The organism is Staphylococcus devriesei (assembly GCF_002902625.1).
In the GTDB taxonomy this organism is placed as follows: domain Bacteria; phylum Bacillota; class Bacilli; order Staphylococcales; family Staphylococcaceae; genus Staphylococcus; species Staphylococcus devriesei.
Map to the genome: position 1 here is coordinate 1 of NZ_PPRG01000093.1, position 14,544 is coordinate 14,544.

General features: G+C 30.5%; 19 protein-coding genes, 1 other RNA gene and 1 pseudogene. 11 read left to right on the forward strand and 10 right to left on the reverse strand.

Features of this window, described 5'->3' with window-relative positions; genetic code table 11:
* Positions 1–34: 34 nt before the first annotated feature.
* The 3 genes from tsaA to lnsA all read left to right on the forward strand — a co-directional run bounded on the left by tsaA (position 35) and on the right by lnsA (position 1,257).
* Positions 35–292 (forward strand): type II toxin-antitoxin system antitoxin TsaA, encoded by a 258-nt coding sequence (gene tsaA, locus CD147_RS12590; RefSeq protein ID WP_103167555.1) that lies wholly within the window; start codon positions 35–37, stop codon positions 290–292.
* Between the two features lie 24 nt (positions 293–316).
* A complete protein-coding gene (gene tsaT, locus CD147_RS11325; RefSeq protein WP_103167556.1) occupies positions 317–505 on the forward strand; it encodes a type II toxin-antitoxin system toxin TsaT in 189 nt (62 codons plus the stop codon).
* Positions 506–717: 212 nt separating this feature from the next.
* Positions 718–1,257, forward strand: a complete 540-nt coding sequence (gene lnsA / locus CD147_RS11330; RefSeq protein WP_411841056.1) for a lipoprotein N-acylation protein LnsA — start codon at positions 718–720, stop codon at positions 1,255–1,257.
* Between the two features lie 70 nt (positions 1,258–1,327).
* Here the strand turns inward: lnsA and CD147_RS11335 are convergent, their stop codons facing one another.
* The gene (locus CD147_RS11335) at positions 1,328–1,564 is read right to left on the reverse strand and encodes a hypothetical protein (protein WP_103167558.1); all 237 of its coding nucleotides are present in this window, start codon (positions 1,562–1,564) and stop codon (positions 1,328–1,330) included.
* Between the two features lie 133 nt (positions 1,565–1,697).
* Entirely contained in the window at positions 1,698–2,306 is a 609-nt protein-coding gene (locus CD147_RS11340; protein ID WP_103167559.1) for a GNAT family N-acetyltransferase, read from the reverse strand.
* Between the two features lie 152 nt (positions 2,307–2,458).
* Between CD147_RS11340 and CD147_RS11345 the strand changes: the two genes are divergently transcribed.
* The 5 genes from CD147_RS11345 to CD147_RS12175 all read left to right on the forward strand — a co-directional run bounded on the left by CD147_RS11345 (position 2,459) and on the right by CD147_RS12175 (position 5,130).
* The gene (locus CD147_RS11345) at positions 2,459–3,202 is read left to right on the forward strand and encodes a poly-gamma-glutamate hydrolase family protein (RefSeq protein WP_103167560.1); all 744 of its coding nucleotides are present in this window, start codon (positions 2,459–2,461) and stop codon (positions 3,200–3,202) included.
* Between the two features lie 91 nt (positions 3,203–3,293).
* On the forward strand, positions 3,294–3,581 hold the full coding sequence (locus CD147_RS11350) for a hypothetical protein (RefSeq protein WP_103167561.1): 288 nt from the start codon (positions 3,294–3,296) through the stop codon (positions 3,579–3,581).
* Between the two features lie 66 nt (positions 3,582–3,647).
* Positions 3,648–3,875: a hypothetical protein gene (locus tag CD147_RS11355; protein WP_103167562.1), complete on the forward strand. Its 228-nt coding sequence runs from the start codon at positions 3,648–3,650 to the stop codon at positions 3,873–3,875.
* 135 nt (positions 3,876–4,010) lie between these two features.
* A complete protein-coding gene (locus CD147_RS11360; protein WP_103167563.1) occupies positions 4,011–4,796 on the forward strand; it encodes a hypothetical protein in 786 nt (261 codons plus the stop codon).
* Positions 4,797–4,953: 157 nt separating this feature from the next.
* Positions 4,954–5,130 carry a hypothetical protein gene (locus CD147_RS12175; RefSeq protein ID WP_167409759.1) on the forward strand — a complete coding sequence of 59 codons (177 nt, stop codon included), beginning with the start codon at positions 4,954–4,956 and terminating at the stop codon, positions 5,128–5,130.
* Positions 5,131–5,193: 63 nt separating this feature from the next.
* On the opposite strand, the gene CD147_RS11365 is transcribed toward CD147_RS12175, so the two are convergent.
* Positions 5,194–6,378 (reverse strand): MFS transporter, encoded by a 1,185-nt coding sequence (locus CD147_RS11365; protein ID WP_233649191.1) that lies wholly within the window; start codon positions 6,376–6,378, stop codon positions 5,194–5,196.
* A gap of 127 nt (positions 6,379–6,505) precedes the next feature.
* On the opposite strand from CD147_RS11365, the pseudogene CD147_RS12595 reads away from it, so the two are divergent.
* The 3 genes and pseudogenes from CD147_RS12595 to CD147_RS11375 form a co-directional block, all read left to right on the forward strand.
* A pseudogene (locus tag CD147_RS12595) lies at positions 6,506–6,664 on the forward strand (helix-turn-helix domain-containing protein); the annotation flags it as partial.
* 57 nt (positions 6,665–6,721) lie between these two features.
* On the forward strand, positions 6,722–7,381 hold the full coding sequence (locus CD147_RS11370; RefSeq protein ID WP_157947904.1) for a LysR family transcriptional regulator substrate-binding protein: 660 nt from the start codon (positions 6,722–6,724) through the stop codon (positions 7,379–7,381).
* A 403-nt stretch (positions 7,382–7,784) separates the two neighbouring features.
* Positions 7,785–8,186, forward strand: coding sequence for a hypothetical protein (locus CD147_RS11375; RefSeq protein WP_103167565.1), 402 nt, complete (start codon positions 7,785–7,787; stop codon positions 8,184–8,186).
* A 366-nt stretch (positions 8,187–8,552) separates the two neighbouring features.
* Here CD147_RS11375 and CD147_RS11380 read toward each other — a convergent pair whose 3' ends face one another.
* The 7 genes from CD147_RS11380 to secG form a co-directional block, all read right to left on the reverse strand.
* Positions 8,553–8,843 carry a hypothetical protein gene (locus tag CD147_RS11380; RefSeq protein ID WP_103167566.1) on the reverse strand — a complete coding sequence of 97 codons (291 nt, stop codon included), beginning with the start codon at positions 8,841–8,843 and terminating at the stop codon, positions 8,553–8,555.
* A 266-nt stretch (positions 8,844–9,109) separates the two neighbouring features.
* Entirely contained in the window at positions 9,110–9,484 is a 375-nt protein-coding gene (locus CD147_RS11385) for a CDP-glycerol glycerophosphotransferase family protein (protein ID WP_119517257.1), read from the reverse strand.
* Positions 9,485–9,798: 314 nt separating this feature from the next.
* Positions 9,799–10,159: a transfer-messenger RNA gene (gene ssrA, locus CD147_RS11390) on the reverse strand.
* An 88-nt stretch (positions 10,160–10,247) separates the two neighbouring features.
* A complete protein-coding gene (gene smpB / locus CD147_RS11395; protein ID WP_103167568.1) occupies positions 10,248–10,718 on the reverse strand; it encodes an SsrA-binding protein SmpB in 471 nt (156 codons plus the stop codon).
* Positions 10,719–10,742: 24 nt separating this feature from the next.
* Complete coding sequence (rnr, locus tag CD147_RS11400; protein WP_103167569.1) at positions 10,743–13,121, reverse strand: ribonuclease R; 2,379 nt, start codon at positions 13,119–13,121, stop codon at positions 10,743–10,745.
* 39 nt (positions 13,122–13,160) lie between these two features.
* Entirely contained in the window at positions 13,161–13,901 is a 741-nt protein-coding gene (locus CD147_RS11405) for an alpha/beta hydrolase (protein ID WP_103167570.1), read from the reverse strand.
* A 369-nt stretch (positions 13,902–14,270) separates the two neighbouring features.
* Positions 14,271–14,504: a preprotein translocase subunit SecG gene (gene secG / locus CD147_RS11410; RefSeq protein WP_103167571.1), complete on the reverse strand. Its 234-nt coding sequence runs from the start codon at positions 14,502–14,504 to the stop codon at positions 14,271–14,273.
* Positions 14,505–14,544: the final 40 nt, after the last annotated feature.

The following is a 14,544-nucleotide window of genomic DNA, read 5'->3' on the forward strand; positions in this document are numbered from 1 at the left end:
ATTAAAGATTTTTACTTAAAATGAGGAGAGACCTATGAAAATAAATAAAATATTTTGGCTTAATATTTTTATGACAATTTTATTTTTAGGTTTTAATGTTATCGTCACCTACTATCCTAAATTAGATGACTATTTTTGGTTAGTACCAGGATTAGTAATTAGTGGCATAGCCGTCATTTTAAGTTTAACTATTGCTATAATGTATAAGAATCTTATTAATGAAATCATTTTTTTAGTTAATGTGATTTTACTGTTATATTATGTATATCCCTTGATATACACCTTTTTCTAAATTAACGATTAGGAGGCTTGGAACATGAGTATGCATTTAACCATTTTATTATGGCTGGGTATCATTTTCGTAGTAGCAGCCTCAATAATATTAGGCTTATTACTTAAATCTAAAAAAGAAGAGCGCAAAGAATCATATTTAGGTTTTACAGTAATATTTTACATTTTCGGCTTTGCATTACTGATTTATGTACTAATATTTGGCGTATTATAACCATCATTTTGAAAATGAGCTCAAGGCTTTTTCTTTTTAGCCAGAGCGAGAGTATGAAATCTTTAAAATTACATTAGATTTCTATCTTGCTCTTTTTTCATTTATTGAATATAAATTTCTTTTAGATAAATTAGTTAATATCAAGTTATTAATAACTAGGGAGACATACATTGAAATTCATAGAAACTTATATATATAAAGTTGTACTTATCATGTTACTTACTTCCTTGTTTATCTCACCACTAGCGAAAGCTAAATCTGACTACTCAGAACTTACTACCACTAATAACGATAACTTTGATTTAAAACCAGGTGATATTATCCTCACTAAAGGTCCTGTCTTATTTGGATTTTTTGGTCATTCTAGCATTGCACTTGATCATGACACTGTATTACAAATTGAAGGACCTGGTGACAATCCTATTACAGAATCATTCGAATCGTTTAAACAAAGATTTGGTGAAGGTAAAGATGATTGGATTAAAGTTTATCGTTGTGCTAAACCCGATGCTGGTCAAAAAGCGGCTGACTGGGCTAAAAACCATTATAAAGATAGCGATAAAACTTATTTAGTAACGCTAAATCTTAAAAGCGAGCGCTTTACATACTGTACAAAAATCATCTATCAAGCATATAAATATGGCGTGAATGAAAATGCAATTAATGATCATGGATTGCTCATTATTTCACCTTATGCTTTAGTCGATAATTTTACAGATGATTATCAATTGAAATTAGTTAAAAAATATTGAGGTTGAGAGATTAGTAGCTTAAGTTTTTAAACTTAAGTAATCATCTTCAACCTCTTTTCTATTTTGCCTTTTAAACCGTCTCTTTAAAGTAATTTACAAAATGCTCATTTTCTTCGAGTAAATCTATATAAGATATAGAACTAAATGGGATGATACGTGTACAATTCTTTAATGGATAGATGATAATTTCGTTTTCGTAATCTACATGAATATCATTCTCTAACACTATTTTCTTAGAACCAAATACAATCGCAATTGCTTTAAAATCATTGTTATTAAAGTACTTTCTCAAAATTTCCTTATTCATTCATATCACATCCTATTCACTTCATATTTATCATATCTATGTAAATAAACCATGAAGTGAGTATGTGATTTATGTAAACGTTTTTACAATATTTTATAAAACTAAAAGAAGTGCGAGTTTAGTAGCACTTCTTTTAAATTACATTTTTTCTCATTTGATAAAGATAGAAAGGCTTTTTGTTTATTTCGCCTATTATTTCAAAACCTTGTTTTTTATATAGTTTTAATGCTTTATCATTATCCTTAACCACAGTTAATGATATTTTATTATATCCCGCTTCTTTGGCTTTATTTTCCGCAAAAGCTAATAATTTTTGTGCTACTCCTTTACCTCTAGCATTAGGCATTGTGGCTAACATGCTTATATGATAATCGCCTTCTTCACCTTCATCCATTGTTACTAAAGAATAAAATTTCTTTGGATACTTAAAAATAGAACGAAATGGTTTAAGTTTATTCATTGTGATTATTTGAAATACTGTGGGTGTCATTCTTTCTTCTATCTCTGTCAAAGGCCCACATGTTATAGCTCCAAGCACTTCATTATTTTGTATAGCTACATATGAGATATCATGACTAAACCGATTTGCGCGATTTTCCCATAATTGTTGTAAATTAGCCTCAATAGCTTTATCTTTATACGTACCAAGTATAATTTCGGCCATATCATCTATAGCAGCATAGGTTAATTTTCCACCTTCTTTATGTTGAGGTTGTGCTGCTTCTATTTGAATATCACTCATTTAAATACCCCCTATTGTATTATTAACTTTATTTTTGAAAAGCAAACAATATTTGAGCTCTTTAATAAAATAACTTATAATGTAAAAGCTAATTTATAAATGATTTATTGAAATTTATTCCCCCTACTAAATAAGGAAATAAGGAAGGTCCCATGAAAAATAGAAAAAATTGGTATTCAAAGTTATATTACCTATTTATCATTTTATTGATAATCGGTATAGTCCTTGTCGCATTTGTCATTTATAAAACTCGTGAAGAAAAGAAAAACCATTCTTCAGATTACTATTCTAATTTTCAAGATTTAAAAAAACATACAACTGAAGGTGAAGATTGGAGAGTTAAAACTAAGAATAGAAAGAACAATCATATATTGATTACTGCAATTCATGGCGGGGGCATTGAACCAGGTACTACCGAATTAGCTCGCCGTATTTCAAATATTGGGAAATATGACTACTACACCTTTGAAGGGCTTCTTCCCGATCATAATGAACAACTTCACATTACTTCGACCGTATTTGACGAACCCACATTATTAAAAATGTTAAAGCATACAGATGAAACAATATCGATTCACGGTTATGCTGGCGAAGATCCTATTGTCTATGTTGGGGGCAAGGATAAGAAACTAGCTAACTCCATTAAGCGTTCTCTTAAAGATAAAGGCTTTACCATTCAAAAAAATCCTAAAGGTGTCGAAGCAACCTCGGATGAAAATATTATCAATAGACATAATGATAACGGAGTTCAACTCGAGTTAACTACTGGTCAAAGAGCATTGTTTTTTAAAAATAAAAACCTAGATCAAAAAACTAGAAGCGACTCTGACAACTATACAAAGACATTCTACAAATTTGCAAGAGCTGTTGATGAGGGTATTAAAGATGCACAATAATTCGATATTACCCCATTAATTCTCTAAGTAAATACGTTTTTTCAACCTATAAAATGGGGTATAACTAATTAATTATGAGGGAGGAATTTCAATGTTAGATGAATTAACAAAAGAACAAAAATATACAATCGCAAAATTTTATAAATTGTATATGGAACGTTCTAATGATGGGCAAAGTGAACATGAAGCTAATGATTTTAAAGATAGTATTATAGCTCAAGATGATTATTTTTGTGATAGAGAATACGACGACTTTCTAGAAAACTGCAAAGTACTCATTGATCATGGCTATTTAGACGGAAAAATTTCGGCAGATAGAATTGATAATATTAAAGTAACTAATAAAGCTTTTACAGAAATTGAAAGAAGCTTTAATTAGGATTAACCCTCTTACTACGTTAGAATGACGCTAACGTAGTTTTATTTTTGAAGAAAAGGTGAATATATGAATAACTGGAAAATAAATAACCACTCACAAAGACGTTTAATAATTCAAGAAAATAATAATGAAATTTCTATAGTTGAACCATTAGATAATGGGTCTTTTAGAATTTTAGCAGAAATTAATTTAAATACTCAATCTGAACATCCTCACATTTACGATGACACTTTATTTGTTTCTACTAGTAAAAAAAATGAAGAGTTGAACATTTTCGATAAGACAAATAGTTAATAATGTAAATGTTATATTCGCTTATTCACACAATTGTTTTCAAAAATTAATTAAATGTTAATTACACATTAATATTTATTGTTTTATAAGTATAGTACAATATAATTAATAATTTAACATAGACGGAGGTAAGATATGGATAAAATGTTGTTCTACATAGGTATGGCTCTTTTACTGATAGCATTCATAATCATTTTATTCGCTATTGTTGCAGTTTTTAAAAATAAAAATTACTTAAAATACTTTGCAATGGCTATCACAATTATCCTATTAAGTATGCTAGCTCTAGGTATTCATAAAATGATTGAAAGTAATAACCCATCTACGAATAAAGCAGTAGAAACGAAAGATAAAAAATCACATGATGATAAGTCATCTAAAGATAAAGACAAGGACAAAGATAAAGACAAAAAAGATAAAGATGATTCAAAAGATGATGATAAATCCAAAGAAAGCGAATCATCCGAAGACGATAATCAAGAAGAACAAAATAGTACTCAAGAGAATGGCAGTGAAGAAAATGCAACACAAGAACAACAACCCACTCAAGAACAACAAACAACTAATACTCAACCTACTGAGCAACAAAATAGTGGTCAAGGCCAGTCTAATGAAAATTTAAGTGGTCAAAACACAGTTGAACAAAACACTAATAACCAAAATACAAACCAATCTAATAATTCCGGTCAAACTTATAATCAAACAAACGAAACTATAAATAATGAGACTGGTAATAACAATAGAAACAACAATGCTTCAACAGAAAATAATTCAAATACTGATGATCAATCGTCTAGCTCAGAAATTCAAACGTATTCAGCTAATAGTAGCGAGGACAACCAAAATAATGATGATTCAAATAGTTCGACTAACGAAAATGCAACTACTGAATCTACTCAAAATGGAGATAACACTAACTAATTAAAGTATGAAAACAGGTAGGCTCGCCTATCTGTTTTTTATGCATTATGTCTGTTTTTTTAACTTTAATAATAACTATTGAATATTAAATAAAATGTGTCATACTTAAAATATAATTATTTGAATATTCCAATATTTTTAAACAAAGGGTGATATTATGAAAAAAGTAGCTTTTATTTTACTTTCAAGTTTTCTATTATTAGGGGCATGTAGTCACGATAAAGACTCAGTAGAGCCTGTGAAGAAAAGTACGCATAAAAAGGATAATCCGAAAGCTCATAAAGATAAGGGAGAAACTGGACGTACTGAAGGTAAAAAAATAAATAATAACTAATTTTAATTACAAAACAAGCCCATAACCATACGATTATGGGCTTGTTTAATATATTCATCTTATTTATGCAGTGCGTACGTTTTTACCATGAATTAAATAATACACAAAGAATGTAACTACTAAAACTGCTGCCATAATAAGATACATATTACTAATTCCTACTTTATGAACAAAGCTTCCTAATAGATATGGTCCAAAACCTAGACCAAGATCTAAACCAATAAAGAATGTTGACGTTGCGCGTGCAATTTTCTCTTTAGGCACAACTTTAACAGAAACGGATTGTGACGTAGAAGTAAGGTTACCATAACCTAAACCTAATATTGCACCGTTTAGTAACAACATCCATGATGATTGGGAGTTAGCCAGAACAACAAAGCATATGATATAAAATATGATACTAGGATAAATAACATAGTTTTCATTTTTATTGTCCATTAATCGTCCACATATCGGTCTTGAGATGATTGAAATGATAGCATAGACAATAAAGAAATAACTAGAGGCAGTCACTAAATCCCTTTGTGCAGCAAATGAATTCATGAAATTTAAAATTGAAGAGTATGTTAAACCAGAAACGAAAACAACGATAGCAATTGGAATTGCTTCTTTAGCTACGAATTGAGAAATGTGGAAACCTTTCTCTTCTTTAGAAAGTTTAACTGTTTCAAATGGCACTTTCATAATTAATGCAATGATAAGTGAAATAGCACTTAGAATTAAATTAAGTCCGAAAATAACTTCAATACTGAAATCTTGTAATAAAAGTAAACCTAAGAATGGACCAACTGCAGCTCCAAGCACCATACTTAAACTAAATAAACTAATACCTTCCCCTTTGCGTGATTGAGGAGTAATGTAACCAGCTATTGAACCGGTAGATGTTGTACAAACACCAAATGAGAAACCATTTAAGATTCTGACTAATATTAAAAATCCTACTGAAGTTTCTACAAAATAAAAAGCACTCGTTATAGTAAATAACGTTGCCCCAATAATCAATACTGTTTTAGGCCCTAAACTGTTGACGTATTTCCCCATGATAAATCTACCAAATAGTGAACCTACGATAAATAATCCAGCTACGAGACCCGCTGTACTCTCAGATGCGTTAAATTGCTGTTGTGTATATCCAGCGATTATAACTATTAACAAATACATATTTAAATTAACTAGAAAGTTAACTATAAAATTTAATACGAAACTATTCGTCCATATTTTTTCTTTTTCATCTATATTCGTTGCCAAATTATCACCCTTTCTTTTATTAGAACACTATCAATTTTCTCTCTAAATTGACTAAATGTAAAATTCCTATTATCATATACGAGTTATAACAAATAAGTTATAAGTAGGTGATAATATCAATAAAGAATTGCTTTTTATAGACACACTTATTAAAGAAGGATCCTTTTCCAAAGCTTCAAATAAACTATATGTTTCTCAACCCTACTATAGCAATTACATAAAAAGTATTGAAACCTCTTTAGGCGTAACGCTTTTCAATAGGAAGAAAAAACCACTTATCTTAACTACTGAAGGCGAAATTTATTATGAATATTTGAAAGATATTGATCTCATGTATTTAAAAATGACTCAAAAACTGACTAATATTTCAAATTATGACTCTGGCTTTTTAAGAATTGGTACTAACCCAACATTAGCTTCACATGTTCTACATAAAGTATTGCCTGCATTCACACAAAAATATCCTAAAATTAAAATTGATTTAATTGAGGGAGATACTAAAGATTTAGAAAATAAATTATTAGATAACAAAATTGATATTTGTTTTAACACCTTGCCATTATGGAATTCAAGCATCGATTATGCAGAACTTTATGCAGAAAATATATATTTGGTTATTTCGTCACAAAATATATTGTATAAAGATCTCGATAATTTGACCTTAGATCAAATTATGAGTTCAATTAATCATCAAAAGTTTATTATGCTTAAAGATAGATATGGATTACGCAAGTTGTTTTGTAATATTTTGAAATACTATGAAATTAGTCCGAATGTGACTATTGAAACCGTGAGTATAGACACTGCCCATAAGCTTGCATTATATAGTGGTTCATTCACTTTTATTCCAGAAACATCTGTTACAGATAAAAGTAATGTTAAATATTTAAAAATGCCCGAGCAATTCAAAAATCGTGTAGTCTTAGCTTTTAAAAACAAAGACTTATTATCAAAAGCTAGCACAAATTTTATCGATTTTTCTAAAACCCACATTTTTAATTAGTCATATATGAGGTACGCATTGGGGTGCGTTAATTCGCCCTTTCATTTAAATTTAATACTAAAAAAAGACGTATTTGTGTTTGAAAATTGCACAAATACGTCTATTTAGTTTATTTGATAAAAACAATTTTATTTTAAACTGTAAATATTGTAAAATACACTTTATTTTTCTCTGATAAATTATATAATAAGATTATAATTTTAAATATTTAAAAAGTATCATATTTTTAGCTTAGTTCATAGTAGATAAAAACTATGCTCCAAGAGTTAAAGTATTAGGTCTTATAAACCTTTTTATAAGATAAGCTGTAATTTAATAAGTAAATGATATTTACATATAATAAGATAATTCAACGTCTTTTACATATGTTCAAATATAAAATTTAATAAGAAGGATATTTAGGATGAAAAAGTTGCTTTACATTTTGTTAGTAGGAGTTCTAATTTTAGTAGCGTGTGGTAAAAATTATGAAATTAGTGATGTAATAAATAAATTTAAAAGTGAAGGTTTAAGTGTAAAAAATCTAAAAACAATGAGACACGAAGATTTCGGAATGGCTCCTATGAAATCTGAAGATGCAAAAATATTTACAGTGCAAGATGACAAAAATGCTAGAATATTTAAGTTTAAAAATAAAAAAGATTTAGAAGAAACGAAGAAATATTATGATGAATTAGGAAAATCTAGTGCAGCATTTTATTCACATGTTTATGCTAAAGATAATATGCTAATTCAGATGAATGGTGATATAGATGATAATGTATTTAATAAATATAAAACGGCAATGGAGAAAACCTTAAAATAATTTTCAATACTTTTATTAACATCTATATTAATTTAATAAAAAATAAATTATCAATGCTAAAGGTATTGTTAGATTTGTAGTTTAAAAAATCTATTTTATATCGCTTTGCATTTTTAACTAACTTTAGAGGCTTTTCTTCAAGTTCATAATTACAATAGTTCATCAAAAAAGATAAATAAAATCGTACTTTCTTCTCTATTCAATATTAGTGGGAAATGACGATAGAAATCATTGAAATTATATTAGATTTCTGTCGCTATTCCCTATTGTTTAGCACTTAAATTTATTCGCCGATATTTCAACTTTTGAAGACAGTTTATCGGTTTTACACTGAATAAATAATTAGTGCCTCAGTCTCAATAAACATTAAATATCAGGATTACCTATATCTTTAACTCTTATGAATATACATAAAGCGATTAGGAGTACTATTGAGAACCAATGAAAAATTAAATAACTCCCTATTAATATAGTTAAAGTAATAGCTAATGTAGCTAGTAATGTAGTTATCATTACTAAAAATAAATTACCTTCATCGTTTCTAGAAATAGGAACATTATAAAAAAAGTTAGCAATATAGGACGTTATTACAAACCATACAGTTTTATAAATATAAAAAGTAATAAATAAGTATATGATAGCACCTAATAATTCCATATTAGACCTCCAATATAATCAGTCTAAAACTATTGTTATCTTGATAAATGAAAACAAACTATCTCTTTAATTCAGACTAAAATAATTTATCATCGCATCGGTTATCCTTTTACATGCTTTTCTATCAGAATATTTATATAGATGAGCTAAATTATTCTTATACTTTTTAGACATTTTAGTAATTCGTAACTCTACAATAAATTCTTTTTGAGTAGTCATTACTACCCCCGGCAACAAATCTATTGATTTTGAAATGAAATCTCCATTTATAATAGCTCCGGTCTAAAATACACGACTTTTTTATGCATTAACGTAAAATCTAATCCCACGCTAGAATAGTCAGTAATTAGAACTTGATATTCAGCTAATAAATCTTTTACATTATGATTTTGATCTGTAAGCACTTCGACAAACTCAGAAGAAAAAAGATGACTAAATACTTGGAAGTTTCTATGTAAATAAAAAGATATTTTATATCCTTTTTCCTCAACTAATCTTTGCAATTCAGGGTTATTAATTACTTGTTGAAATTCATTATAATAATTCGTTCCCATAAATCTTTCATCTGAATATATATTTAAACCAGTACGCCACGTTGGCATAATTAAAATTTTCTTTCGATTTTTAAGTTTTTTAATTATATTTTTTCAATTTAATAACTCCACCAAATCTTGGTAATCTTGTTAAAATAATCTCATTTCTTTAAATCTGTTCACTTATTCCCTCTTTTGAATAATAATATAAAAAGTAACTTTACATTCATTTCACTACCGTACTATGTTCTATAAAACTATAATACCTCATAAGATGTATTTTTAGTATATTTTATAATATCACAACTCATTTATATTCTTGTGTTTAATTTTACAAATGATCGCTATAAATTTTAAAACTATATATTATTACAAATAAAAAAAAGCGTTAAAAACAGCTAATAACTGTTTTTAACGCTTATATATGGAGACGGCGGGATTCGAACCCGCGTCCAGAGGTCCTGATACACATCTTTCTACGTGTGTAGTCTATTGTTAGATTTCGCATAATAGTAAGCAACAGACAACCAGTATTATGCTAGTTTGATTAAGTTTCATCTAAACAGACTTCAAACGGCAGTGTTTAGCATATCCTACTAAGGTTGAATCGCGTTAACAGCACATAGGAGATGCTGTTAGGCGATGCAGAGTGCTATTACGCAGCTACTGCGAAATTATTGTTTGTTTTGTCAGTTATATTTATTGAATGTGTTGATGACGGAGACAACCCTCCGACACGCTTAATGAGCTCGGGGGACCCCTGTCGAATCCAAAAACGTCCCCTCGATACTATTATTTTTAACTGACATATAACTTTAATCACAATACTAGCTATTTTATCAAAGAGAGCCCGATTAAGCAACAACTGTGCTTAATAACGGGCTTTAACTGCACGATCCACTTCGCGTTTGATTGCTTTATCTTTTAAAGCTTGACGCTTATCATGTAGTTTTTTACCACGAGCTACGCCTAATAATACTTTACATTGACCATGTTTTAAATACAGTTTCAATGGAATAATTGAATATCCCATTTCTCTAGTACGCTCACCTAATTTAATGATTTCTTTTTTATGAAGCAATAATTTTCGTGAACGCAAAGGGTCATGATTGAAGCGATTGCCCTCTTCATAAGGGGCAATGTGCATATTATTAATATACATTTCGCCACGTTTAACTTGGGCGAAGCTATCTTTCAAATTGGCACTACCACGGCGAATTGACTTGATTTCAGTACCTTTTAATGCGATACCCGCTTCAATCGTGTCTTCTATATTAAAGTCATGTCTGGCTTTACGATTTTCAGCTAATGTACCTGGTGATTTTGTTTTTTTCTTAGCCATGAATGTTAGTCACCTCTTTGCTGATTATTTTTTCTTGCGACGTGATTTTTTCTTCACACTTTTATCTTTATAAAATGGTTTGTGTTTAGTATTATCTTTTTGATCACGATTTCGCTGATTTTTACCTTTACGTTGTTTACGCTTTTTCTTCTTATCTTTTTGATTATCGTCTTTTGATTTATCTAAAGATTTACCACGTGTTTTAGCTTGAATTGTTTTGCCTCTTGCTGGGCGTTGGCTTCTTTCATTTTTAGGCATAGGCATACCAACGATTTGGAAATCAATCATACGTTCGTCAACGTCTACATGTGTCACTTTTACAGTAACTGTATCTCCAATACGGAACACTTTAGCTTGACGCTCACCAATTAATGCCATTTGACGTTCATCGAAATTGTAATAATCATCGGTCATATTGGAAATGTGCACCATACCTTCAATCGTATTAGGCAATTCAATAAACATACCAAAGTTAGCTACAGAACTTACTATACCTTCGAATTCATCACCAATGTGTTGAATCATATATTCAGCTTTTTTCAGTTCATCGGTGTCGCGTTCTGCTTCAATTGCGCGACGCTCACGTTGTGATGTGTGTTCAGCTAATTCAGGTAGTTTGTCTTCCCACTTGTGCAATTCTTTATTATCCATTGAATTTTCAATAAGATATTTGCGAATTAAACGATGCACAGTTAAATCGGGATAACGTCGAATTGGAGACGTAAAGTGCGTATAATACTCAGCTGATAAGCCGAAGTGACCTAAATTAGTGTCCTCATAATGTGCTTGTTGCATCGAACGTAACATCATTGTAGAGATAACCATTTGTTCTGAGCGCCCTTCAACTTGCTCTTGAATAGATTGTAACGTTGAAGGATGGATATCTTCTCCAGTGCCTTTAACCATTATGCCAAAGTTAGTAATAAAATCGAAGAATTGTTTCAATCGATCAGACTTAGGCTGTTCATGTACACGATAGATAAATGGTACATCTAATTTATTAAAATGCTCAGCTACTGTTTCATTAGCCACTAACATAAATGATTCAATTAGACGTTCACCTTCGCCACGTTCACGTATGACTACATCTGTAGGTAAACCTTCATTATTAACTAATACTTTAGCTTCACTAATATCGAAGTCTATTTCACCACGACGTCTACGCATATGAATTAAACGTTCAGATAGCTCTTGAGCTAAATCGAGCATAGGCGTAATTTCTTGATACTGTTTACGGACTTCCGGATTTTTATCCGTAATAATTTGATTAACTGCATCATATGTCATTCTATAATTAGAATGGATGACACTATCAAATATTTCGTGTTTCACGACTTCGCCACGTTCATTGATTTCCATACGACAACTTAATGTTAGGCGGTCTACTTCCGGGTTTAATGAACAAATACCGTTACTTAAACGGTGTGGAATCATTGGAATTACTCGGTCCACTAGGTAGACACTTGTCGCTCGATCATAAGCTTCTTTGTCTAAATTCGAATCTTCTTTGACGTAGTAACTTACGTCAGCGATACTTACCGTTAATTCTGTATGACCATTTGGAAGTTTTTTCACACTAATGGCATCATCTAAGTCTTTTGCATCTGCGCCATCAATCGTGATTGTTAATTCATCACGTAAATCCGTACGCCCTTTAATTTCATCAGGTTTAATCTCTTCGGGTACGGCTTCAGCTTCTTTTAAGACGTTATCAGGGAATTCAATTTCAATTCCATGTTGATAAATAATTGATAAAATATCTACGCCTGGGTCATTTTTATGACCTAGTATAGCTGAAACTTGCCCTTCTGGATTATCTGTACCGTCTGCGTATTTAGTGATTTGTACAAGCACTTTATGACCGTCTACGGCACCAAGGCTTTGACCTTTAGGGATGAAAATGTCTTGCATAATACGTTTATCATCAGGAATTACAAATCCGAAATGTCTTGCTTCACTAAACGTACCTACAACTTGTGTCACTGAATGTTTTTCAATAGATTTTACTTCACCTTCAGTTTTACCTTTATGTTCCCCTTTGGATTTTTGAATTTCTACAATTACTGTGTCGCCATCTAAAGCACGATTAATTTTTGTAGGTGGAATAAAGATATCGTCCATATCTTGATTTTCTGGTCTTAAGAACGCAAATCCTTTTTTATTTTGACTTAACGTCCCTTTTATTAAATTAGAACCTGTACTTTTACTTGATTGCTTACGTTGGTATCTATCTGTTTTAGTTCGTTCGACTAAACCTGCTTGTTCTAGTTCTACTAGCACCTTTATTAAATCTCTAAATGAGTCAGCACTGTTAAGACCTAAAGCATCTTGAAAATCTGACACCGACATTGGGTTATAATCAGGTTGTTTTACGATTTCTTCAATGGATTGCTTTAAATTCATCATGCCCCTCCTTTCTTCTTTCATTTCTTATTTTATTTATTATTCAGACCAATCTAAAGTTTCTAAGAAATTGTATACATCTTCGAATACTTGTTCTTTTTCTTTATCGATTGTAATGACATGCCCTGAATTTGCATACCATTTAATATTTTTATCATCTGAATCAACATTGTCATATATATAATTTGCTGATTGAGGATTAATCATTTCATCATTTTCAGCTTGTACTACTAATATTGGATCTAACACTTCATCAATTTCATTTCTGACATTATTTAGCGTTGCACTTAACTCTTTTAAAGTTTCAGTGGGATGGAAGTTTTCCATTTCTCTATCAATCGTAGCCTGATCTTTACCTTCATACTTTTTGAAATTACGTGCGTATTCTAAAAAGCCTTCATATATTGAATCTTGTGTTTTACCTTCAGCGGGTGCACACATAGTTACAATACCCTTTACAGGTCGATTTAAGCTCAATTTTAAGGCAAAGACGCCACCAAGCGATAAGCCTGCTACAGCGATATCTTCGTAGCCTTTCTCAACTAAATAGTCATAACCGTCAAGTACATCTTTAAACCACACATGAGGACTTGATTCTAATATTTCTTCGGGTGGAGCCGCATGTCCTTCATATTGTGGGGCGTAAGATGTATAGCCCTTTTTCTGTAAGAAACGACCTAATTGTCTTACATCTGATGAGTTACCAGTAAACCCGTGTAAGAGTAATACAGCTCGTTTACCTTCTTCAAAAAAGAAAGGTTGTGGTAATTTAATTTGCATTTTGATATCCCTCTCCGTCGTAGTATCTATCATAACTTATAATTTTAAATGTTTTATCTTAAAAACGTTAACGCTACATATAATTATGCAGTGCGTTTTAATATAGTTTAACGTCTGTATAGATTGTGTTTCTGTTTTTATTAAAAACTGTAAAATCTATATGGCTAGAACATTATATAAAATGAACCAGCTTTAAGTTTGAGCAGTAGTTGTCTAAGATAAAGATACGTTAACTCATTACTTTCTTCATCTATAGTCAAACTTGCCGGGACGAGACTACAAAATCTTCGCAATTATATTAGATTTCTGTCCCGTTCCCTTTCTTTATTTATTATAAATAAAAAAGTCCGACATTGACATCGTCGGACCTTATAAACCAAAGTAACTTATACCAATCATTATTAAGAAGAAAATGATTGCTAAAATAATTGTTAATCTATGCAAGAATAAATCGACGCCACGTTGTTTTTGTTTACCAAATAACTGTTCTGCGCCACCACTAATAGCACCTGAAAGTCCATTACTTTTACCTTCTTGGAGTAAAACAACAGCGATTAATGCAATACAATCAATAATTAGTAGTACTATGAAAAGTGTATGCATGAAAATTGTCCTCCATTCATTATATACGTTGGAATTATAT

Coding starts and splice junctions, on each gene's coding strand:
- CD147_RS11380 (WP_103167566.1), bottom strand. CDS start 8,843: ATGGAATTATTAGGTGCTATCATATACTTATTTATTACTTTTTATATT.
- CD147_RS11350 (WP_103167561.1), top strand. CDS start 3,294: ATGTTAGATGAATTAACAAAAGAACAAAAATATACAATCGCAAAATTT.
- CD147_RS12175 (WP_167409759.1), top strand. CDS start 4,954: ATGAAAAAAGTAGCTTTTATTTTACTTTCAAGTTTTCTATTATTAGGG.
- CD147_RS11360 (WP_103167563.1), top strand. CDS start 4,011: ATGGATAAAATGTTGTTCTACATAGGTATGGCTCTTTTACTGATAGCA.
- CD147_RS11405 (WP_103167570.1), bottom strand. CDS start 13,901: ATGCAAATTAAATTACCACAACCTTTCTTTTTTGAAGAAGGTAAACGA.
- smpB (WP_103167568.1), bottom strand. CDS start 10,718: ATGGCTAAGAAAAAAACAAAATCACCAGGTACATTAGCTGAAAATCGT.
- rnr (WP_103167569.1), bottom strand. CDS start 13,121: ATGAATTTAAAGCAATCCATTGAAGAAATCGTAAAACAACCTGATTAT.
- CD147_RS11370 (WP_157947904.1), top strand. CDS start 6,722: ATGACTCAAAAACTGACTAATATTTCAAATTATGACTCTGGCTTTTTA.
- tsaT (WP_103167556.1), top strand. CDS start 317: ATGAGTATGCATTTAACCATTTTATTATGGCTGGGTATCATTTTCGTA.
- CD147_RS11340 (WP_103167559.1), bottom strand. CDS start 2,306: ATGAGTGATATTCAAATAGAAGCAGCACAACCTCAACATAAAGAAGGT.
- CD147_RS11355 (WP_103167562.1), top strand. CDS start 3,648: ATGAATAACTGGAAAATAAATAACCACTCACAAAGACGTTTAATAATT.
- lnsA (WP_411841056.1), top strand. CDS start 718: ATGTTACTTACTTCCTTGTTTATCTCACCACTAGCGAAAGCTAAATCT.
- secG (WP_103167571.1), bottom strand. CDS start 14,504: ATGCATACACTTTTCATAGTACTACTAATTATTGATTGTATTGCATTA.
- CD147_RS11345 (WP_103167560.1), top strand. CDS start 2,459: ATGAAAAATAGAAAAAATTGGTATTCAAAGTTATATTACCTATTTATC.
- tsaA (WP_103167555.1), top strand. CDS start 35: ATGAAAATAAATAAAATATTTTGGCTTAATATTTTTATGACAATTTTA.
- CD147_RS11375 (WP_103167565.1), top strand. CDS start 7,785: ATGAAAAAGTTGCTTTACATTTTGTTAGTAGGAGTTCTAATTTTAGTA.
- CD147_RS11335 (WP_103167558.1), bottom strand. CDS start 1,564: ATGAATAAGGAAATTTTGAGAAAGTACTTTAATAACAATGATTTTAAA.